The following is a 19,857-nucleotide window of genomic DNA, read 5'->3' on the forward strand; positions in this document are numbered from 1 at the left end:
CGTCGACGCGCACCCGGTGTCTCGAACGTGACCGTCCCGTTCGCTTCGAGCACTCGCGAGGACCCCATGTCGACCGATACCACCATCACCTTCACCGGCCTCGTCCACGTCTGGCCGGACGGAACACCGCTCTTCGACGGCCTCAGCGGCGCCTTCGGACCCGGCCGGACCGGGCTGATCGGCCTCAACGGCTCGGGCAAGTCGACCCTGCTGCGCCTCGTCGCCGGCGAACTGAGTCCCACCGAAGGCGCCGTCGAGGTCACCGGCGAGATCGGATACCTGCCGCAGAACGTCGTGCTCACGACCGAACCGCGCGTCGACGAGGCCCTCGGCATCGCCGCCGTCCGGGCCGCCCTGCGCGCGATCGGCGACGGCGACACCGGTGAGGAGCACTTCGCGACCATCGGCGACGACTGGGACGCCGAGGAGCGCGCCACCGCCACCCTCGGAGGGCTCGGACTCGGCCACATCGGACTCGACCGGACCGTCGGCGAGTTGTCCGGCGGCGAGTCGGTGCTGCTGCGGCTGGCCGCGCTGCTGCTGCGCCGGCCCGACGTGCTGCTCCTCGACGAGCCGAGCAACAACCTCGACCTGCCCGCTCGCCACCGGCTCTACGCGGCGGTCGAGGCGTGGCGGGGCGTCCTCGTCGTGGTCAGCCACGACCGCGCCCTGCTGGAACGCGTCGACCAGATCGCCGACCTCCGCGACGGCGAGATCGTCTCCTACGGCGGGAACCTCTCCGCCTACGAGGCGGCGCTGGCCGTCGAGCAGGAAGCCGCCGCACGCATGGTCCGGGTCGCCGAGTCGGACCTGCGCAAACAGAAGCGCGAACTCGCCGAGGCCCAGGTGAAACTGGCGCGGCGGCGGCGCTTCGGGCAGAAGAAGTGGGACACCAAGCGCGAGCCGAAGGTCATCATGGGCAACCGCAAACGGCAGGCGCAGGTCTCCACGGGCAAGCACCGGATCATGCACGAGGAGCGCCTCGCCGAGGCCCGCGAGCGGCTCGACGAGGCGGTCGAGGCCGTCCGCGACGACGACGTGATCCGCGTCGACCTCGCCCACACCGCGGTGCCCGCCGGCCGCAGCGTGCTCACGCTGCGCGACCTGGTCCCCGAGCACGGCGCGAGGGTACGCGGCGAGTTCGAGATCCGCGGTCCCGAGCGGGTCGCGCTCGTCGGCCGCAACGGTTCGGGCAAGTCGACATTGCTGCGCACGATCGCCGGGGAGCTGCGGCCGTGCGCCGGCGAAGCCGTCGCGCACGTGCCGCTGCGGTATCTGCCGCAGCGGCTCGACGTTCTCGACGACGGCCTCGGCGTGGCGGCCAACGTCGCGCGCTTCGCGCCCGAGGCGACCGACAACGAGATCCGCGCGCGCCTGGCCCGGTTCCTGTTCAAAGGACAGCGTGCCGACCGGGCGGTCGGCGTGCTCTCCGGCGGCGAGCGTTTCCGGGCCTCCCTGGCCGCGCTCATGCTCGCCGAACCGGCGCCGCAGCTGCTGATGCTGGACGAGCCGACGAACAACCTCGATCTGGCCTCCGTGCGGGGACTCGTCGAGGCCCTCGCCTCCTACCGGGGCGCGCTGATCGTGGCGTCGCACGACATCGCGTTCCTCGACGCGCTCGGGATCACCCGGTGGGTCGAGCTCGACGGGGAGCTGCGGGACACCGGCTTTCGTCGCAACCGGCGCTTAGCCTGGTCGAGACGGTGACCCCGGCGGGGAAGGAAGCGCGATGGAGCAGGCGGAGACGGAGTTCCCGCACGGGATCGGCAAGGTCGCCACGCGCGAACTCGCGCTCAACGGCTACACCCGTTACGAGCAGCTGACGGGCGTGTCGGCCCGGACCCTGCTGCGGATCCACGGGGTCGGGCCGAAGGCGATCCGGATCCTCGGTGAGGAGCTGACCGGGCGGGGGCTGGCCTTCGCCGAGGACGAGGGGCCCTAGGCCGCGCAGAACTCGTTGCCCTCCGGGTCGCTCATGACCCACCAGTGCCCGGCGGGTCCCTGGTCGACTTCGCCGACCCTGGTCGCGCCGAGTCCTTCGAGGCGCGCCACGAGCGCGTCGAGGCCGTCTTCGGCGTGCACGTCGATGTGCAGGCGGTTCTTGACCGACTTCTTCTCCGGGACGTCCTGGAACAGCAGGCGCCGCCCCTGCCCGATGCCGCTGACGGGGTCGAAGGGGTCGCCGGGGTGCCGCACGGCGGCCAGGCCGCGGAAGTTCTTGCGCCCGTTGTGCTCGACCACGGCCGCTTCGGGCAGGTGCCCGGCGGCCAGCAGCTGGTCGATCAGCGCCGTGGGGTCCTCCACCTCGTACTCCAGGGCCGCGGCCCAGAAGTCGGCGAGCACCGGCGCGTTCTCGGTGTCGATGACGAGCTTCCAGTTCAATGCCATGTAACCAGTTATACCGGTTAGTGATCAGGAGCGCAAGCCGACGGCGGTTCACCCTCGGCTCGCGCGTCGGCGTCAGTCCACGGTGGCCGCTTCGGCGGGTCGTGGCGCGAAGAAGCGGACGAGGTCCTCGGCCGCCGTCGGGGACAGCATCATCGCCTGGACCCGCGCCGACATCTCCGCGATCGGGCCGATCCTGGCGAACATCTCCTCCTCGTAGGCCCTGATCGCGGTGTCGGGATCGGGGCCGGCGGCGAGCCGCGCGGCGAGTTCGGCGCCGTCGAGCATGGCCTGGTTGGCGCCTTCACCGACCGGCGGCATGAGGTGGGCGGCGTCGCCGATGAGGGTGACGCCCGGCCGGTGGGCCCAGCGGAAGTCGGTGGGCATGGCCTCGATCCTGCGCGGGATCGGCGGGCCGTCGCCTGCTTCGATGAGGGCGGTGAGGCCGGGGTCCCAGCCGTCGAACAGGTCCAGCAGGTCCCGCTTGCCGCGGTAGGCGTCCAGGTCGCGGTCGGTCGCGCGCAGGGACACGCCGACCTTGATGCCGCCGTCGCCGAGGCGTTGTGCGGCCAGGATCTGGTTCTCGCCGACGCACCAGAGGTTTCCCGGGCCGACCAGTTCGGCGAGCTTCGGGTGGCGCCGGTCGGCATCGCCGATGGTGAGCTCGACCAGGGTGGCCACGGGCGACAGCGCCGTGTCGGCCAGCAGCGACCGGACGGCCGAGCGTGCGCCGTCGGCGCCGATGAGGACGTCGCAGTCGGCGGTGTGCCCGCCCTCGAAGGTCAGCCCGAAGCCGCCGCCGGGCCGTGGCGCCGCCGCGAGAAGCCGGTGCCGCCAGGCCACCACGCCCTCGGGGAGGGATTCGAGCAGGAGGTCGCGCAGTACCGCGCGGTCGATCTCCGGGCGCCCGGAGAAGGAGCCGGGTTCGGGCACGTGGTGCACGAGCGTGCGCCCGGCCGTGTCGAGGATGCGGTGTTCCTCGCCTTCCGGCCGCGCCTCGGAGCGGAACCGCCCGGCGAGGCCCGCTTCGGCCAGGGCCCGCTGCCCCGACTCCGGGTGCAGGTCGAGCATGCCGCCCTGGGAGCGCGCGGTCCGGCTCGCCTCACGCTCGTAGACCACCGCCTCGATGCCGTTCAAGTGCAGGATTCGGGCCAGCGTCAAGCCGCCGAGGCCGCCACCGGCGATAGCGATGCGCATCTTCATCTCCGTTACCGTACGATGTACCTTATGGATACGTCGTACGGTAACACGCCCCTGCCCGTCTGGGAACGACCCGAACCCCAGCCCCGGGCCGCACCGGTGACCCTGAGCCGCACGAAGATCGCCGCCACCGCGATCGGCGTCGCCGACGAACACGGCCTCGACGGACTGTCGATCCGCAAGATCGCCAAGGAACTCGGCGTCGGCCCGATGCGGCTCTACGACTACGTCCTCAACAGATCCGAACTGCTCGACCTGATGGTCGACGCCGTCTACGCCCGCATCGCCGACGGCGACCCGCACACCACATGGCGCTCCACCGTCCTGACCATCGCGCACCGAACCCGCGAAGCCGCGCTCGCACACGAATGGTTCGCCGACCTGCTCGGAGCCCGGCCGCACCTCGGACCCCACGCACTCGCCGTCGGCGAGGCGACCGCGGCGGCGCTCGCCCAGGCGCCCGGACTGGACGGGATCGACGATCTCCAGCGCGCCCTGGGCGCCGTCAACGGGTTCATCATCGGCGCGCTCCGCAGGGAGATCACCGAGCGGCGTACCGCCCGCTCGACCGGCACCGACGAGGCCGCCTGGCAGGCCGCCCTCGGGCCCTACCTGACGCGCATGCTCGACACGGGCCGCTACCCCACCGTGGCCAGGCTCGTCGTCGACGGCGCCCACCTCAACGCCGAAGAGACCTTCCACCACAACCTGGCCGCCGTCGTCGACGGCGTCACCGGCCGCCCCCGCGCCTGAACGGCGGCTCCGGGGCGGAGCCGCGGTTCAGGGCTCGGGATCATGCCATCGCGTCGCCCTCATACTGGTCGCGGTAGATCCGGTAGGTCGGCCGCGACAACAGCTTGTTCTGGATCTCGTGGATCGCGGTGACGACCTCGGGGATCTCGGAGGGGTGCTGCACGGGCAGGCCGAAGAACGCCCCGCCCGCACGGGCGGTGAGCAGCCAGCACACCGCCTCCTCGGGCGTGAACCCGGCGGCGCGGATGTGTCGGTAATCGGTGCGTTCGGCCTCGGTCCAGCCGGGCAGCGACGGGACGCGCTCGTCGGTGAAGACCTCGGCCGCCGCGGCGGGCGAGGCGGGGACGGTCGTGGCGACCACGGCGCCTGCCGTGGCGGCGGCCACGGCGCGCAGGACGTGACGGCGATCAGGTGTCGACATTGGACGGACGCTATCGGCGCCCGGGACCGGACGTCAACGACTCACAGGCCCGCCGTCACGCCTTTCAGTTCGGCGAAGCAGTCGCGCACGAGCGCCGGCATGTCGGCCTCGCCGTGTTCGGCGAGCCATCGCCCGAAGGCGACCTTGAACACCGCGACGCCCGTCTCGGCCGCGAGGTGCGCCACGCCCTCGGGCGCGCCCCTGTCCCGCAGGGCCGCCGTGAGCGTGACCGCCCAGGACGCCAGCTTGATCAGCTCGCGCTCCCGGAGTTCGGCGTTGGCGTCGATGACCGCCTGCCGCCTCCGCGAGTGGACCGGGTCGCGGATCAGGCGCCCGGCGGCGGCGAGGGCGGCCGCCACGGCCTCGATCGGCGCGGCCCCTGCGGGTGCCGCCGCGACCGTCTCGGCCAGCAGGTCGAGGAGTTTCTCGGCGCCGCCGAACAGGACTTCGCGCTTGTCGCCGAAGTGCCGGAAGAACGTGCGCTCGGTGAGCCCGGCCCGCCCGGCGATCTCGGCGACGGTGGTCTGCTCGAAACCGCGCTCGGCGTACAGCTCCAGCGCGGCCTCGGACAGGCGCTCGCGCGCGTTGGGCTCCCAGCGACTCATGCCTTCAGCCTAGAGGATGTCAGTCACTGACATCAGCGTGCTACCGTCGATGTCAGTGACTGACATCAATCGACCGGGAGGTCCCCCCATGCACGTATTCGTCACCGGCGCGTCCGGCTGGATCGGCTCCGCCGTCGTCCCCGAACTCATCGGCGCAGGCCACCGCGTCACCGGCCTCGCCCGCTCCGAACCCTCCGCCGAGGCGCTGACCAGGGCCGGTGCCCAGGTCCGCCGCGGAACCCTCGACGACCTCGACGTCCTGCGCGACGCCGCCGCCGCCAGCGACGGCGTCGTCCACCTCGCCTTCAAACACGACATCGCCTTCACCGGCGACTTCCAGGGCGCGGCGGCCGCCGACCGCGCCGCCGTCGAAGTCTTCGGCGACGTCCTCGCCGGCACCGGCCGCCCACTCGTCATCGCCTCCGGCCTGCCCGGGATCACCCCCGGCCGCGTCACCACCGAACGCGACGGCGTCGAACCCGACCCCGCCGCCCGCCTCGACGACGGCCCACGCGCCCGCATGGCCACCGCCGACCTCACACGCACCCTCGCCTCCCGCGGCGTGCGCTCCTCGGTGCTGCGCCTGCCCCCGACCGTCCACGGCGAAGGCGACCCCGGCTTCATCTCCGCGATCATCGGCATCGCCCGCGCCACCGGAGTCTCCGCCTACATCGGCGACGGCTCCCACCGCTGGCCCGCCGGGCACCGCGACGACGCCGCCCACCTGTTCCGCCTGGCACTGGAAGACGCCGAGGCCGGTGCGACCCTCCACGCCGTCGCCGACGAAGGCGTCGCCGTCCGCGACATCGCCGAGGTGATCGGCCGCCACCTCGGCGTACCCGTCACCGCCCTGACCCCCGAGGAAGCGAGCGCCCACTTCGGCTGGATCGGCGCCTTCCTGGGCACCGACATGCCCGCGTCGAGCACCCTGACCCGCGCATGGACCGGCTGGTCACCGACCGGACCCGGCCTCATCGAAGACCTCGGCAAAGGTCACTACTTCCACACCTGACATCGCCACCCGGGAGGAGTGGGCCCAGCCCCACCCCACCCGGGGTCTGGACGGATACCCGCCGCCCCCGATCCTCCATAACTTCGTCATGTCGGCCGGTGCGCCCCGCACCACCGAGGACGGAGAAGACCATGTTCGTACTGCTGCTGCTCGGCAAACTCAGCCCCCGCCGTCGCGTCGTCTCCGGCGTCACCTGCGCCCTCGCCGGAATCCTGTGGATCGCCGTCTCCGCCGTGGCCGCACCCGGCCTGCTGGTCCACGGCGTCGTGCTGGCCGCCGTCGGCGCGATCCTGTGGATCAGCGGCGCCGTGGCCCGGCGCCGGGCGCGCGTCACCACCGTCGAATACGCCGGTGAGCGCTGACCCGCGATGGAGGAGACTGGGACGATCATGAAGGAGACGAGAAGAGGTTCCGGGCCGATGCTCGCGATCCCGCTCGGGCTGCGCCGGTCGGCGATCCTCATCGCGCTCACCGCGCCGATGGCCGTGATCGGCGTCGGCGTCGCCGTCGGCGGACTGCGCTTCGCGCTCGGCTGGTCCAAAGACGCCTCCCCGCCACCGCTGGTCGGCCTCCTGGCCACCACGGGCGAGGTCGGGATGGCCCTGCTCTGGACGAGCGTCGCGGTGTGGGCGACGTGGACCTTCGCCGGACGGGCACTGACCACCGCCGCACGCCGGATCATCGGCGGCTGGCTCGGCACCCCGATCGAAGCCGCCTACACGCCCCTCCCACAGGTGACGCACATGGCGACCGGCTACTGGTGGAACGGCTTCGAATACTACGAATCGGAGCGCGAAGCACGCCGCCGCGCCACGTGGGAAGCCCGCAAGCGCGACCCACAGGCCCGCCGCGAACTCCGCTGGCTCCTCGGGTCCATCGTGACGATCCTGCCCGTCGCCGCCCTGCCCCTCGCCGCGCTCGCCGCGGGAGCCTTCCTCGCGGTCGCGAACCCATGGCCGGCCGGTGTCGCGCTGCTCGTACTGGGCCTGGCGTCGGCGCCTTTCGCGTGGCGCATCGTGCTGCCCCTGGCACCCCGGCTCCTCGGACCCGCCCCCGCCCGGCCCGGACAGCGGGTCGAGGAACTGGAGGCGATCCGCGCCGACCTCACCCAGACGCAGGCCTCCGAACTGGAACGCATCGAGCGCGGCCTCCACGACGGGCCGCAGGCACGACTCGTCGCGCTCGGCATGTCGATGGGCGCCGCCGAAAGACTCGTGGAAACCGACCCGGCCGCCGCCAGGGCCATCCTCGCCGAGGCGCGCGCCGCCTCGGCCGCCGCGCTCGACGAACTGCGCTCGCTGGTCCGCGGCATCAACCCGCCGGTGCTCACCGAACGCGGCCTCGTCGACGCCGTGCGGGCGCTCGCGCTCGACGCGGCGGTGCCCGTCACCGTCCGCAGCAGTGTCCCGTCGCGGCCCGAGCGGCCCGTCGAGGCGGCGCTGTACTTCGCCGTCGCCGAACTGCTGGCCAACGTCGCCAAGCACGCCGGGGCGACCCGGGTCGTCATCGACCTCGACTACGGTGACCGCATGCTGACCGCGACGGTGACCGACGACGGTGTGGGCGGGGCCGCGGCCTCACCCGGTTCGGGTCTCAGCGGCATCGAGCGCCGGATGGCGGCCTTCGACGGCCGCGTCGCGATCGACAGTCCGGCCGGTGGGCCGACGAGCGTGCGGGTGGCGGTGCCGTGCGCGTTGTCATAGCCGAGGACCTGTTCCTTCTGCGCGACGGGCTCGTGCGTCTCGTGGAGGCCTTCGGGCATGAAGTCGTCGCCTCCGTCGACAACGGGCCGGCCGCCCTCGCAGCGCTCCTCGCCCACCGGCCCGACGTCGCGATCGTCGACGTAAGGCTGCCGCCGACCTTCTCCGACGAGGGCCTGCAGGCCGCACTGGAGGCACGCGGGCAGGTGCCCGGTCTGCCGGTGCTGATCCTGTCGCAGCACGTCGAGCAGCTGTACGCGCGCGAACTGCTCGCCGACGGCCACGGCGGGATCGGTTACCAGCTGAAGGACCGCGTCCTCGACGCCGAGCAGTTCATCGGCGCCGTCGAACGCGTCGCCGCCGGAGGGACGGCCCTCGACCCGACGGTCGTGGCGAGGCTGCTCGGCCGGCCGGAACGCGCCGATCCCCTCGCCGCCCTGACCGGGCGGGAACGCTCGGTGCTGGAGCTGATGGCCGAGGGCCTGTCGAACACGGCGATCGCGGGCCGGTTGTTCCTGAGCGAGGGCGCGATCAGCAAGTACACGACGACGATCTTCGCGAAGCTCGGGCTCTCCGCCGACGACGACACGAACCGGCGGGTGCGGGCGGTGCTGACGTATCTGAGCGCGGGCGCCGAGGAGTGATCGGAGGCGGGGGCGTCGACGCCGCCCTGGACTCCGCGGGATCGAGTTCGCGACGAACACAGGAGACCCACATGTGGCCCCGAGTCGACGGCCTGCGCGGCCTGGAACTGGGCACCCCCGGCGAGATGCGCCGATGGCTCACCGACCTCGTCCTCTCCGGTGAGACCGCCACGGCGGGTCTGCTCGCCGAGTACGCCGACGAGGGCGAGGAACTCGAACACCTCGGTGAACGCCTGGCGCTGATCGACGACGACGGCACCCACGCCGCCACCGTCGAGATCACCGGCGTCACGGTCGTGCCGTTCGCCGAGGTCTCCTTCGCCTTCGCCCGCGACGAGGGCGAAGGCCACACCTCGATCGAGCACTGGCGGGAGACCCACGCCGAGTTCTGGGCCGCCGAGGGCACCCGCGTCGATGACGGGACCGAGATAGCCTGCCTGCGCTTCACGGTCCTCCCCATGTGAAACACCGCCCCGAGGCGCCATTGCCTCGGGACGGTCGTCTGCACGGGGATGCGCCGGTGGACAAGCGCACCCCCGCGATTCCTACCTCCTGGACGGCTCCCGCAGCCCGTCCCCCGCGCCCGGCGGCAGGATCTCGACGTCGGCCATGGGGCTGGCGTCGGCGGCCGAGGCGGCGGTGGCCGCCGCGGTGGCCGGCTCCGGCACGTCGAGGCTGGTGCGCAGGGGCGCGGGCTTGAGGAAGATGGCCGCGATGACGCCGATGACGGCGATGGCCGCGCCGATGAGGAAGATGCGGCCGGTGGCGTCGCCGTAGGCGGCGCGCACGATGTGCTCGATGGCCGGGGGCAGCGCGTTGAGGTTCAGGCTGCCGCTGCCCTGCGAGCTGTCGGCGGGTACTCCCATGGCGGTGAGGTCACGGGTGATGTTCTCGGTCACGCGGTTGGCCAGCACGGCTCCCAGGACCGAGACACCCACGGCGCCACCGAGCGAACGGAAGAACGCGATCGACGACGAGGCCGCGCCGATGTCCTTGAGCCGGACGGTGTTCTGCACGGCGAGGACCAGGTTCTGCATGGTCGAGCCGACGCCGACGCCGACGGCGAACATGGCGGCGCCGAGGTAGATCAGCGAGGTCTCGTGGTCGATGAAGCTGAGCCCGAGCATGCCGATGACGAGCACGATGGCGCCACCGACGATGTAGGGCTTGACCTTGCCGGTCTTGCTGACGAGACGTCCGATGATGATCGACGAGCCGAGCACGCCGGCCATCATGGGGATGGTCATCAGGCCCGCTTCGGTCGGCGTGTAACCGCGGCCGATCTGGAAGTACTGGCCGAGGAACACCGATCCGCCGAACATGGCCATGCCCACCGCGAGGCTGGCGATGATCGCGAGCGCCGTGGTGCGCTGCCGCACGATCGGGAGCGGGACGACGGGCTCGGCGGCACGCGATTCGACGAGGACGGCGAAACCGAGCAGGAGCACCGAGCCGGCGACCATGGCGCCGCTCTGCCAGGAGATCCAGTCGAACTCGTGGTCGACGAAGGAGACCCAGATGAGCAGCAGGCTGACGCCGGCGGCGATGAGGGCGGCACCGAGGTAGTCGATCTTGACCTTGCGGCGCATGACGGGCAGGCGCAGGGTCTTCTGGAGCACGAAGAACGCGAGGATCGCGACGGGCACGCCGATGAAGAAGCACCAGCGCCAGCCGAGCCACGAGTCGACGATGACGCCGCCGAGGAGCGGTCCGCCGACGGTCGCCAGCGCCATGACGCCACCGAGGTAGCCGTTGTACCGGCCGCGCTCGCGGGGCGGGATCATGGCGGCGATGGCGACCTGGACGAGCGCCTGGAGGCCACCGACGCCGAGGCCCTGGAAGGCACGGGCGGCGATGAGCTGCCCGGCGTCCTGGGCGACGCCGCTGAGCACGGATCCCGCCGCGAAGATGAGGATGGCGATCTGGATGAGCGCCTTCTTGCTGAACAGGTCGGACAGCTTGCCCCAGATGGGCGTGGACGCCGTCGCGGTGAGGAGGGTCGCGGTGACGACCCAGGTGTACTGGCCCTGGGTGCCGTCCAGCGCTCCGATGATCTTCGGGAGCGCGGTCGACACGACGGTGCCGCTGAGCATGGCGACGAACAGGACGAGCAGGAGGCCGCTGAGGGCTTCGAGGATCTGCCGGTGGTTCATCTGAGTGGCGGGTGGTTCGCCCATCAGGCGGTCTCCTTGTGGTCGACGGGTCGTGGGAAGGCGCTCGGGCGATCCGAGGCCAGGTGACGGGCCACGTCGTCGGTGACGCGGAGCATCTGTGCGGCGAAGCTGCGCAGCTCGTCGCGGTTCCAGTCGGCGAGGGTCTCGGCGAAGACCTCGTGGTACCAGTCGCGACTGGCCGCGAGGGCTTCCCGCCCCGCCGGGGTGAGGGTGATCAGGCAGGCACGGCGGTCGTGTTCGTCGGCGACGCGTTCGGCGAGGCCGAGCGTGACGACGCCGCTGATGGAGCGGCTGACCGTCGAGGTGTCGAGGGCGAGCGCCTCGGCGAGGTCCTTGAGGTGGCAGCCGCGTGTTCCGGCGCTGGCCTCTTCGATCTGGCCGAGGAGCGGCATGACACCTGCGGGTAGTGCGGCGTGCGCCCCGGTCCAGCGGCGGCGGAGGAGCCTGATCGTCTTGAGCAGGCCGCGCAGTCCGTTGCGGAGGTCTTCTTCGAGGGCGTCGTCGCGCGGTGTTTCTTGCATGGCACAAGCAATCATTCACCTCGCTTCCCATTGGGCAAAGTTTCCCAATGGGAAATGAGGTAAGGATCACGGTACGATCGACGCGATGGACACCAATGCCGGCCTGCGCGAACGCAAGAAGATGGCGACGCGCACGGCTCTCCACCAGGCGGCCGTGCGACTCGCCGCCGACCAGGGCCTCGACAAGGTCACGGTCGAGGCGATCTGCGATGCGGCCGACGTGTCCCGCCGGACCTTCTCCAACCACTTCGCGTCGAAGGAGGAGGCGCTGCTCTACAGCGACCACGAGCGGCTACGGCGCTTCGTGACGCTCGTGCGGGAGCGCCCGGCGACCGAGACGCCCTGGCAGGCGCTGACCGCCGCCGTCGAGGGCTTCAACGCCGAGGGCCCGGCCTTCGACGAGGAGTTCATGGACAAGCTGCGGATGGTGCGGCGCCACATCAGCCTGGCCACCCACCAGGCGGCGACCTACGCCGCCGTCGAGCGGGACCTCGCCGCCGAGATCGCCACCCGCCTGCCGGAGGCCACGGCCTCCCCCCTGCGGGCGCGGCTGCTGGCGGCGGCGACGCTGACGTCGATGCGCGTGTCGTTCCAGTACTGGCTCGACCAGCCCGACGCCGGCCTCGATCAGCTGCGGCTGGACGCGCTGGGGATCGTCGGGGAGAAGTTCGACTGAAACCCGTGCGATCATCGTCCCGGCACGCCGAGGGAGGGGACGCGATGCGGCGGGTGGAGATCACACCGGGTTTCCCAGGGCTCGACCGGATCCCGCGCGACACCTCGCCGGGGATCTACCCGGTCGAGGCGCGCGCGGCCGTCGGGGCCCTGCGCACCCTCGGCTGGGACGCCGTCTACGCCACCGGCGAGCACCGGCACGTCGACGCCGGGGACGGCGCCTGCTGGCTGCCGCTGCTGCGTTTCGGTGAGGAAACGCGCGCACGCGTGGCCGCCGACGTGATGACCCGCCTCGTCGACGCCGTCGGCGACGGCCGCGAGGTGATCCACCTGGAGTACCACCGCCGCACCGATGGCGGGACGGAGAAGCTGCGCGCCAGTGGGTCGGCCGCCGACCTCAAGGGCCTGCTCCGCACCGTCGCCGCCGAGGACGCCGACTAGGTCACGCCTCGGGGATCTCCCGCCCGAAGGCCTCAAGGGTGATGTCGGAGGGGTCCGGACCGCGCCGGACACCGGTGTCGAGGGCGTCGAGGGCCTTCAGTTCCTCATCGGTGAGGGTGAAGCCGAACACGTCGAAGTTGGCGGCGATGCGCTCGGGATTCACCGACTTCGGGATCGCCGAACGCCCCTCCTGGAGGTGCCAACGCAGCATGACCTGCGCGGGCGTGCGGTCGTGCTCGGCGGCGATCCCGGTGATGACCGGGTCGTCGAAGGTGCGCCCGGCGCCGGTGTCGCGGTAACTGGTGATCCCGCCGATCGGCGACCACGCCTGCGTCACGATCTCGCGGGCCGCGTCGGCGCGCTGGACCTCGGGCTGCGCGAAGTACGGGTGCACCTCGACCTGGTTGACCGCCGGGACCACCGCGGCCTTGGCCAGCAGCGCGTCGAGATGATCCGGCATGAAGTTGCTGACCCCGATCGCGCGGACGCGCCCGTCGGCGAGCAGCGTCTCCAGCGCGCGGTAGGCCTCGATCGTGCGGTCGAAGTCGCCGGGGAGCGCCTGGTGCAGCAAGAGCAGGTCGATCCGTTCGACGCCGAGTTTCCCGGCGCTCTTGCCGAAGGCGTGGAGGGTCTCCTCGTAGCCGTAGTCGCTGATCCAGATCTTGGTCTCGATGAACACCTCGTCGCGGTCGAGCCCGGATTCGGCGACGGCCCGGCCGACCTCGCGTTCGTTGCCGTAGGCCGCGGCGGTGTCGACCAGCCGGTAGCCCGTGCGCAGGGCGGCGGCGACCGCGGCGACGGTCTCCTCGGGCGCGGCCTGATAGACACCCAGGCCCAGCGCGGGCATCGTCACCTGGTTGTTCAGCGTGATGATCTCGGTCATGACTTCGACGGTACGGAGGAAACACCGCGCCGGGGAGGCACTCTCATTACTCCCCTCCCCCGCCCGCGCCCGATCGGTCAGGAATGAAGAAGCGGCCCGCCAGCACCCCCACCTAGCGTTGATCACATGACCAACGAACTCTTCCAGACCTTCATCGCCGTCGACGACCACGACAGGGCCCTCACGTTCTACCGCGACGCCGTCGGCCTTGAGGTCCGCAACGACGTCGGCTACGAGTCGATGCGCTGGGTCACCCTCGGCGCGCCCTCGCAGCCGGGCATCGACATCGTCCTCGAACCGGCCGTCGGCGACCCGAACGCCGCCGAGGAGGACAAGGAGGCCGCCGCGCGCCTGCTCAGCCGCGGGCTGCTGCGCGCGGTGATCTTCCGGACCGACGACGTCGACGCCACCTTCGAGCAGATCCGCGCCACCGGCGCCGAGGTCATCCAGGAGCCGACCGACCAGGGCTGGGGCGTCCGCGACTGCGCCTTCCGCGACCCGGCGGGCAACATGGTCCGCTTCAGCCACCCGAAGAAGTAGAGGGCGGCGGGGGGTGGCGAAGCCACCTCGCGACTCGGTGTCGGCGGCCAGAGGGCTTTCGGCTTCCACGACGAGGTCGGCATGAGCCTCCTCCCGCGGTCCATCGAGGACGGCACGGCGACGCCGGTGATCACTCCGGATCCCGACGTGTGACGCCCGGCCCGGCGACCGCGCGCAGGTGCACCCGCTCCCCCTGCCTCCCGAACAGGCTGAGCACCTCCACCGGCCCGCGCCCGGCCGCGCCGAACCAGTGCGGGATCTGGCAGTCGAACTCCGCGGCCTCCCCCGCGCCCATCACGAAGTCCTGCTCACCCAGCCGCACGCGCAGCCGCCCGTCGAGGACGTACAGCCACTCGAAACCGGTGTGGGTGCGTGGATGCGGCTCCTCGTCGTGCGCGGGAATCGTCAGCTTGTAGGCACGCGGCTCGCCCTGCCTGCGCGACAGCGGGACCAGGATCCGGCCGCCCGACCGCGTCGGCTTCTGCGGCACCCGCGGGTCGACGATCCGCGGTGAGGCGACGATCTCGTCCAGCGGCACGCCGAGGGCCGCCGTGATCGGCAGCAGCAGCTCCAGGCTCGGTTTACGCTGCGCCGACTCCACCCGCGACAGCGTGCTCGTCGAGATCCCGGTCGCGCGGGCGAGCTCGGCCAGGCTCACGCCCTTCTTCTCCCGGGCCCGCCGCAGGCGCGGGGCGATCTGCTCGATCACGGCGTCGACGCTCGGTTGTCCGTCCATGTCCCCAGTGAAGCAAGCCGTCCCGGAAACGGCAAGGCTACTTGCCTGAAACGGGCATGGGTCCTGATCCTCGCGGTGGAGGTGATCCGAATGGACACGATGATCGAGACCCCGACGAACCGCTCAAGGCTGCCGGCCGGCGTCTACCTGCTCGGTTTCAGCCTGTTCGCGATGGGCAGCGCGGAGTTCCTGCTCGCCGGGGTGCTGCCGGCCGTGGCGGCCGACCTGGACGTCACGCTCTCCTCGGCCGGGATGCTCATCACGGCCTTCGCGCTGGGCGTCGTCGTGGGCGGTCCGCCGTTCGCGGTACTGAGCCTGCGCTGGCCCCGGCGTACGGCGCTGGTGGTCACGCAGGGCGTCTTCGCAGCGGCGATCGCCGCCGGGCTGCTCGGCGACTACTCGACCCTGCTGGTCAGCCGGGCGATCGCCGGTGTCGCCTACGCGGGCTTCTTCGCGGTCGCCTCGGTGACCGCGATCCGGCTGGTCACACCGGACCGCAACGCCCGCGCGTCCGGCGTCGTGATCAGCGGCCTGAGCGTGGCGATGGTCGCCGGCGGGCCCGCCGGGACACTGCTCGGCCACTTCACCGACTGGCGCGGCGGGTTCTGGGCCGTCGTGGCGCTCACCGTCGCCGGTATGGCCGCCTGCGTCCTCGGGCTGCCCGCCGCCGGCGCCGCGCCCACGGCGAAGCCCGGCGTCGCCGGCGAACTGGCGACGATGCGCAGGCCCGCGCTGTGGAACATGCTCGCCGTCACGATCCTGACCACGGCGGCGTACATGATCACGTTCAACTACCTGGCCGCGATGCTCGCCGAGGTCACCGGACTCGCCGAGATCTGGATCCCGGCGGTCCTCGCGCTCTTCGGCGTCGGCGCCTTCGCCGGGCTGTCGATCGGCGGGCGGATCGCCGACCGGCGTCCGCACCTGGCGCTGCTCGGCGGCACGGTCGCCGTCGCGGTCCTGTCGCTGGTCATGGTCGCCGCCGTGGAACAGGTCTGGGCCGTGGTCCCGGCGGTGTTCGCGCTGGGCGTCGCAGCCTTCGTGGTCAACCCGGCGATCTACGGCCGGGTCTTCGCCATCGCCGGCACCGCCCCCACACTCGCCGGGGCGACGACGGTGTCAGCCTTCCAGCTCGGCATCAGCGTCACGCCGGTGCTGGCGGCGGCGCCGCTGGCGTGGGGCGCCTCGCTCACCTCGGTGTCCCTGATCGGGGCGGCGCTGGCGGTGGTCGCGGTGCCCTTCGTCCTCCTCGACCGGGCGGGGAGGGGGTGATCGGCACGGGCGCGTGCCCGCTCGGGCGGGCACGACGCTCCGTGGCGCCGCCGGTCGCGTGAGGCCTCAGCCTCCGCTACCGGTGGCGCCCGCCTGCCAGTCGACGGCCCACAGGCACACGTCGCGGACGCGTTCGGCGGTCTCGTCACCGAGACCGAGGTCGGGCGCTCGCACGGCGCCACCGGTGTCGACACCGAGCCGTGAGGCCTGGGCGGTGACGACGGTGAGCGCCGTGTCGATCGAGTCGCCCGTCCGGTCGGCGAACTCCTCGGCGATGTCCCTGATCGTGATCATGATCGGCTCCCTCTTCTGATGTCGTGGGGCACGGGACTTCCACCGTCGACTCAAGGCCATCGGGCCGAGGCGGCGTGAAGCGCCTGGGAAAAGGCTGGGATGGTGCGGCCGGACGGCCGGTCGGCCCCCGCGGGGACGCGCTCGACGGCGGCCCTCCGGGAGGCGCGGCTTCCGCCGACGGCGGCTGCCAGGTACCCCATGACCCCAGCATATTGGCGCGGCGGGGACACCGACGGCGGGATGGGGGATCTGGAAGAGGCGTCACACCCGCGAAAAGGAGCCCGGCGGCGATGTCGAAACGCCGCACCCGGCTTCGTCCCCGTCACGTCGAGAGCCCGACACGCCACTCAGCCGAGGAGCACGACAGTGAACCCGAACGAGATCACCGCGATCCTGAACCTGCCGCTCAGCCGGGAGCTGCTGGCCCGCGACGTGACCCGCCTGGCCTACGTCGCCAAGGACGGCACACCGCGCAACATCCCGATCATCTTCGCCTGGAACGGCACCGAAGTCGTGGTGTGCACGCCCAAGAACGCACAGAAACTCGCCGCCTTGAAGGCCAACCCGGCTGTCGCCCTGACCATCGACACCGAGTCCCACCCGCCGAAGATCCTGTTCATCCGCGGCCGCGCCGAACTCGACTACGTCGACGGCATTCCCGAGGAGTACCTCCAGACGACCACGACCTACGAGATGACGCCCGAACAGCGCGTCGAGTGGGAGGCCGGGGTGCGCTCGCTGTACGAGGACGGCATGGTCCGCATCGTGATCACGCCGACCTGGGCGAAGCTCATCGACTTCGAGACGACCCTGCCGAGCGCCGTCGAGGAGTTGCTGCAACGGCAGCGGGAACGGCAGGGCGCGTGAGAGTGCCCGTGGGCGAGACGCCCCGGTCACCCGGTGCGTCCCGCCCGCGTCTGTCCCCTGTGGATCAGAGCGTCAGGGTCCAGGAGTTGACGTACCCGCTGTCGTTGGCCGCGGCATCGCGCACCCGCAGCGTCCAGGTCCCGTTGCGCGCCTCCGACGACAGGTCGACGGTGTAGGTCGTCTTGAGGTTGTCGGCGCTGCCGCCGGTCCGGTTGTGCAGGGTGCGGGCGGTGCCGTCGGGCGCGATCAGGGACACGACGAGGTCACCGCGGTAGGTGTGGACGATGTCGACCGCGACGGTGCTGGTGGCGGCGGCGCCGGTGCATCCGCTGACGGTGACGGGACTGTCGGCCGTCGCGAGGTCGGCGATCGGGACGTCGGTGGGATTGGTGACCGGAGCGCAGCCGCCGGTGCTGCCCGGCCCGGTGTACAGCAGGCGGTTGGGCGATCCGGTGCCGATGTCGGTCAGGAGACCGGTCGTGGCGTTGGTGATGACGTGATCCTTGGCCTGGGCCATGGTCAGCGACGGGTTCTTCTCCAGGTCCAGTGCCACCGCACCGGCGGCCAGCGGCGCGGCGAAGGACGTGCCGTACCAGCCGGACTGGGTCGCCGTGTCGCTCGCGCGGCCCGCGCCGGTGACGTTGGCGCCCGGCGCGAAGGCCGTCACGCAGGAGCCGTAGCTGGAGGCGTTGGTGCCGGTGTTGCGCGAATCGGTCCTCGTCGAGGCCGCCATGATGATCGCCCGGGCGTCCTTCGGGGAGTTCTGGCAGTCGCCCTTGTTGAAGTTCCCCGCGATGAGGACGAGCAGGATCCCCTTGTCGATCATGCCTTTCGCGGCGGTGTCCATCACCCGGTCGGCGTTGCCGCCCGAGCTCTGGACGCTCATGTTCGCCACGGCGGGCAGGACGGCGTTGTCGGCGGTCCAGTCCATGCCGTCGACGATCTGCTCGGTGGTCCCCGAGGCGCCGCAGTCGAGGATCCGCACGGCCTTGATCGAGGCCTTCTTCGCCGCACCGTAGGTCTTGCCGGCGATGTGGCTGGAGACGAAGGTGCCGTGCCCGTGGCAGTCGTTGGTGCCGTTGCCGTCGTTGATGGACGTGTAGACGCCCGACGCCCGGCCCTCGAACTCGGTGTGCGTGGCACGCACACCGGTGTCGAGGACGTAGACGCGGACCTCGTCGGCGTCATCGGCGTAGCCGTAGTTCCCGTCCAGCGGGAGCTGCCGCTGGTCGATGCGGTCGAGGTGCCAGGGCGCCCCGGGCTGGGTGCCGCCCCCGGCGAGGTCTTCCTGCCGGTGGACGCGGACCGACTGGACGTAGTCGACGTCCGGGTTCTTGCGGATGCCGTCGAGGGCGGCCGGTGGGAGGTCGGCCGAAAAGCCCTGGAACGCCGCCCGGTACCGGTGACGGACCGTGCCACCGGCGGCCGTGACGGCAGCGGTCGGGGCATCCAATGTGGACACGCTCGGTTTGAGGACCACGATGTAGCGGCCCGGCACGTCGGCCGTGCCATCGGTGTACAGCGGCGCGTCGGCCGGGGCGGCCGCCGCCGGTCCGGCGGCCGGGAACGCGGCGGCGGCCAGGAGCAGTGCGCACACCGCCCGCACCAAACTGCGCGCGAAGTCGGACATGATCGTCTCCGTTCGGTCAAGGAACTGGTGAGGGACGCTAGACCCGGCGAGCGCCGTCGCGGAACACCTTCTTCCCTCGCGCGGCAAATCTGTGGATGATGGGGCAAAACCCTGGCCACCCGGGCGGTGCTACCGATGACGACACCCGGCGGGAACCGGCGCCTCACCACCGGTTTCGCCTCCCCCGAGCTCCTGGCCGCCGTGCAGTCGGGTCCTTTCGAGGCCGCGCTGAGGTTCGCGTTGCGGGATTACGGACTCAGCCTCGACAGGATCGAGCACCGGCTGCGCGCGCTCGGCCTCAACGTCAGCGCGTCGAGTCTCAGCAACTGGCAGAACGGGCGCAGCAGACCCGAACGGGCCGAGTCGATCGAGGCACTGCGGTGGCTGGAGGAGGGCCTCGCGCTGCCCGGCGACACGCTCGTCCGGCTCTTCGGGCCACGCCGCGCGCGGGGTCGCTGGCTCCGGCACGTGCCGGGCTCGGTGCGCTACGACGCCCTGCTCGACGACCACGCGCGCCTCGCCGAGCTGCTGGCCGAAGTGGACACCGGCGCCGACCAGCGCATCCGGTCGGTCGCCTGCGACGAACTGGTGAGCCTCGACGCCGAGGGCCGGTTCCGCTCCGTGGCGATCCGCCAGCTGCTGACCTCGCGGGAGGACGGCGTCGCCAACTGCACCGTCTTCTACCACTCCGAAGACGACGGCCCGCTGCCCGACGTCGCCGCGCCGCCCGGCTGCCGCATCGGGCGATGCCGGAGCGACGAGGCCGCCGGGTTCACCGTGGCGGAGTTCCTGTTCGACCACGTCCTGGGACGCGGCGAGGTCATGCTCCTCGACTACGAGTTCCGCTTCCCCGAAGGCGCCGGACCCCGCGCCGACCGCTACTACCGCGTCCTGCGCAACCCTGGCGGCTCGGCCCTCCTTCGGGTCAGCTTCGCGCCCGCCGCCACACCCGTGCGCTGCGAGGGATTCCGCGCCGGACGCGTGGGCACGATCCCGGCCGAGGCGACGCCGCTGCCGTGCCAGCGCGGGCGGACCGTGCACTGGTACACCCCGGACGCCGCGCCGGGGGTCACGGGGATCAGGTGGGAGTGGGAGTAGGGGCCG

The 19,857-nt window shown here is 71.8% G+C and carries 24 protein-coding genes; 14 read left to right on the top strand and 10 right to left on the bottom strand.

What is annotated here, in order from left to right; translation table 11 throughout:
- The first annotated feature begins 66 nt into the window (after positions 1–66).
- Positions 67–1,707 carry an ABC-F family ATP-binding cassette domain-containing protein gene (locus HNR73_RS32685; protein ID WP_184791593.1) on the top strand — a complete coding sequence of 547 codons (1,641 nt, stop codon included), beginning with the start codon at positions 67–69 and terminating at the stop codon, positions 1,705–1,707.
- A gap of 22 nt (positions 1,708–1,729) precedes the next feature.
- Complete coding sequence (locus HNR73_RS32690; RefSeq protein ID WP_184791595.1) at positions 1,730–1,942, top strand: helix-hairpin-helix domain-containing protein; 213 nt, start codon at positions 1,730–1,732, stop codon at positions 1,940–1,942.
- On the opposite strand, the gene HNR73_RS32695 is transcribed toward HNR73_RS32690, so the two are convergent.
- Both HNR73_RS32695 and HNR73_RS32700 read right to left on the bottom strand, forming a co-directional pair.
- Complete coding sequence (locus HNR73_RS32695; protein WP_184791597.1) at positions 1,939–2,388, bottom strand: VOC family protein; 450 nt, start codon at positions 2,386–2,388, stop codon at positions 1,939–1,941. The two genes, HNR73_RS32690 and HNR73_RS32695, sit on opposite strands and share 4 nt — an antisense overlap.
- Before the next feature lie 72 nt (positions 2,389–2,460).
- Positions 2,461–3,588 carry an FAD-dependent oxidoreductase gene (locus HNR73_RS32700; RefSeq protein WP_239122227.1) on the bottom strand — a complete coding sequence of 376 codons (1,128 nt, stop codon included), beginning with the start codon at positions 3,586–3,588 and terminating at the stop codon, positions 2,461–2,463.
- A gap of 24 nt (positions 3,589–3,612) precedes the next feature.
- Between HNR73_RS32700 and HNR73_RS32705 the strand changes: the two genes are divergently transcribed.
- On the top strand, positions 3,613–4,338 hold the full coding sequence (locus tag HNR73_RS32705) for a TetR/AcrR family transcriptional regulator (protein ID WP_239122226.1): 726 nt from the start codon (positions 3,613–3,615) through the stop codon (positions 4,336–4,338).
- A 40-nt stretch (positions 4,339–4,378) separates the two neighbouring features.
- Here HNR73_RS32705 and HNR73_RS32710 read toward each other — a convergent pair whose 3' ends face one another.
- Both HNR73_RS32710 and HNR73_RS32715 read right to left on the bottom strand, forming a co-directional pair.
- Positions 4,379–4,759: a hypothetical protein gene (locus tag HNR73_RS32710; RefSeq protein ID WP_184791601.1), complete on the bottom strand. Its 381-nt coding sequence runs from the start codon at positions 4,757–4,759 to the stop codon at positions 4,379–4,381.
- Positions 4,760–4,800: 41 nt separating this feature from the next.
- Positions 4,801–5,364, bottom strand: coding sequence for a TetR family transcriptional regulator (locus tag HNR73_RS32715; protein ID WP_184791603.1), 564 nt, complete (start codon positions 5,362–5,364; stop codon positions 4,801–4,803).
- An 88-nt stretch (positions 5,365–5,452) separates the two neighbouring features.
- Between HNR73_RS32715 and HNR73_RS32720 the strand changes: the two genes are divergently transcribed.
- From HNR73_RS32720 to HNR73_RS32740, 5 genes are all read left to right on the top strand, one after another.
- The gene (locus tag HNR73_RS32720) at positions 5,453–6,376 is read left to right on the top strand and encodes an SDR family oxidoreductase (RefSeq protein ID WP_184791605.1); all 924 of its coding nucleotides are present in this window, start codon (positions 5,453–5,455) and stop codon (positions 6,374–6,376) included.
- Between the two features lie 131 nt (positions 6,377–6,507).
- Positions 6,508–6,738, top strand: a complete 231-nt coding sequence (locus tag HNR73_RS32725) for a hypothetical protein (RefSeq protein ID WP_184791607.1) — start codon at positions 6,508–6,510, stop codon at positions 6,736–6,738.
- Between the two features lie 27 nt (positions 6,739–6,765).
- On the top strand, positions 6,766–8,079 hold the full coding sequence (locus HNR73_RS32730; protein ID WP_239122225.1) for a sensor histidine kinase: 1,314 nt from the start codon (positions 6,766–6,768) through the stop codon (positions 8,077–8,079).
- The gene (locus tag HNR73_RS32735) at positions 8,064–8,720 is read left to right on the top strand and encodes a response regulator transcription factor (protein ID WP_184791609.1); all 657 of its coding nucleotides are present in this window, start codon (positions 8,064–8,066) and stop codon (positions 8,718–8,720) included. Before HNR73_RS32730 ends, HNR73_RS32735 begins: the two co-directional genes overlap by 16 nt.
- Positions 8,721–8,791: 71 nt before the next feature.
- Positions 8,792–9,184 carry an ASCH domain-containing protein gene (locus HNR73_RS32740; RefSeq protein WP_184791611.1) on the top strand — a complete coding sequence of 131 codons (393 nt, stop codon included), beginning with the start codon at positions 8,792–8,794 and terminating at the stop codon, positions 9,182–9,184.
- Between the two features lie 81 nt (positions 9,185–9,265).
- Here the strand turns inward: HNR73_RS32740 and HNR73_RS32745 are convergent, their stop codons facing one another.
- Both HNR73_RS32745 and HNR73_RS32750 read right to left on the bottom strand, forming a co-directional pair.
- Positions 9,266–10,897, bottom strand: a complete 1,632-nt coding sequence (locus HNR73_RS32745) for an MDR family MFS transporter (protein WP_239122224.1) — start codon at positions 10,895–10,897, stop codon at positions 9,266–9,268.
- A complete protein-coding gene (locus tag HNR73_RS32750) occupies positions 10,897–11,415 on the bottom strand; it encodes a MarR family winged helix-turn-helix transcriptional regulator (protein WP_184791613.1) in 519 nt (172 codons plus the stop codon). The genes HNR73_RS32745 and HNR73_RS32750 overlap by 1 nt, the downstream gene beginning before the upstream one ends.
- A gap of 85 nt (positions 11,416–11,500) precedes the next feature.
- Here HNR73_RS32750 and HNR73_RS32755 point away from each other — a divergent pair, with 85 nt between their 5' ends.
- Both HNR73_RS32755 and HNR73_RS32760 read left to right on the top strand, forming a co-directional pair.
- Positions 11,501–12,091 (top strand): TetR/AcrR family transcriptional regulator, encoded by a 591-nt coding sequence (locus HNR73_RS32755; RefSeq protein WP_184791614.1) that lies wholly within the window; start codon positions 11,501–11,503, stop codon positions 12,089–12,091.
- A 44-nt stretch (positions 12,092–12,135) separates the two neighbouring features.
- The gene (locus HNR73_RS32760) at positions 12,136–12,531 is read left to right on the top strand and encodes a hypothetical protein (protein ID WP_184791615.1); all 396 of its coding nucleotides are present in this window, start codon (positions 12,136–12,138) and stop codon (positions 12,529–12,531) included.
- A gap of 1 nt (position 12,532) precedes the next feature.
- Here the strand turns inward: HNR73_RS32760 and HNR73_RS32765 are convergent, their stop codons facing one another.
- Positions 12,533–13,414, bottom strand: a complete 882-nt coding sequence (locus HNR73_RS32765; RefSeq protein WP_184791616.1) for an aldo/keto reductase — start codon at positions 13,412–13,414, stop codon at positions 12,533–12,535.
- A 126-nt stretch (positions 13,415–13,540) separates the two neighbouring features.
- Here HNR73_RS32765 and HNR73_RS32770 point away from each other — a divergent pair, with 126 nt between their 5' ends.
- Positions 13,541–13,954 carry a VOC family protein gene (locus HNR73_RS32770; RefSeq protein ID WP_184791617.1) on the top strand — a complete coding sequence of 138 codons (414 nt, stop codon included), beginning with the start codon at positions 13,541–13,543 and terminating at the stop codon, positions 13,952–13,954.
- A gap of 130 nt (positions 13,955–14,084) precedes the next feature.
- Here the strand turns inward: HNR73_RS32770 and HNR73_RS32775 are convergent, their stop codons facing one another.
- A complete protein-coding gene (locus HNR73_RS32775; RefSeq protein WP_184791618.1) occupies positions 14,085–14,690 on the bottom strand; it encodes a helix-turn-helix domain-containing protein in 606 nt (201 codons plus the stop codon).
- Between the two features lie 90 nt (positions 14,691–14,780).
- On the opposite strand from HNR73_RS32775, the gene HNR73_RS32780 reads away from it, so the two are divergent.
- Positions 14,781–15,962 carry an MFS transporter gene (locus HNR73_RS32780; protein ID WP_203686532.1) on the top strand — a complete coding sequence of 394 codons (1,182 nt, stop codon included), beginning with the start codon at positions 14,781–14,783 and terminating at the stop codon, positions 15,960–15,962.
- 66 nt (positions 15,963–16,028) lie between these two features.
- Here the strand turns inward: HNR73_RS32780 and HNR73_RS32785 are convergent, their stop codons facing one another.
- Entirely contained in the window at positions 16,029–16,256 is a 228-nt protein-coding gene (locus HNR73_RS32785; protein WP_184791619.1) for a hypothetical protein, read from the bottom strand.
- A gap of 366 nt (positions 16,257–16,622) precedes the next feature.
- Between HNR73_RS32785 and HNR73_RS32790 the strand changes: the two genes are divergently transcribed.
- The gene (locus HNR73_RS32790) at positions 16,623–17,123 is read left to right on the top strand and encodes a pyridoxamine 5'-phosphate oxidase family protein (RefSeq protein ID WP_184791620.1); all 501 of its coding nucleotides are present in this window, start codon (positions 16,623–16,625) and stop codon (positions 17,121–17,123) included.
- 64 nt (positions 17,124–17,187) lie between these two features.
- On the opposite strand, the gene HNR73_RS32795 is transcribed toward HNR73_RS32790, so the two are convergent.
- Positions 17,188–18,753: a S8 family peptidase gene (locus HNR73_RS32795; RefSeq protein WP_184791622.1), complete on the bottom strand. Its 1,566-nt coding sequence runs from the start codon at positions 18,751–18,753 to the stop codon at positions 17,188–17,190.
- Between the two features lie 135 nt (positions 18,754–18,888).
- Here HNR73_RS32795 and HNR73_RS32800 point away from each other — a divergent pair, with 135 nt between their 5' ends.
- Positions 18,889–19,851, top strand: a complete 963-nt coding sequence (locus tag HNR73_RS32800; RefSeq protein WP_184791623.1) for a helix-turn-helix domain-containing protein — start codon at positions 18,889–18,891, stop codon at positions 19,849–19,851.
- Positions 19,852–19,857 lie beyond the last annotated feature (6 nt).

The sequence above is a fragment of the Phytomonospora endophytica genome (genome assembly GCF_014202425.1).
GTDB classification, from domain to species: domain Bacteria; phylum Actinomycetota; class Actinomycetes; order Mycobacteriales; family Micromonosporaceae; genus Phytomonospora; species Phytomonospora endophytica.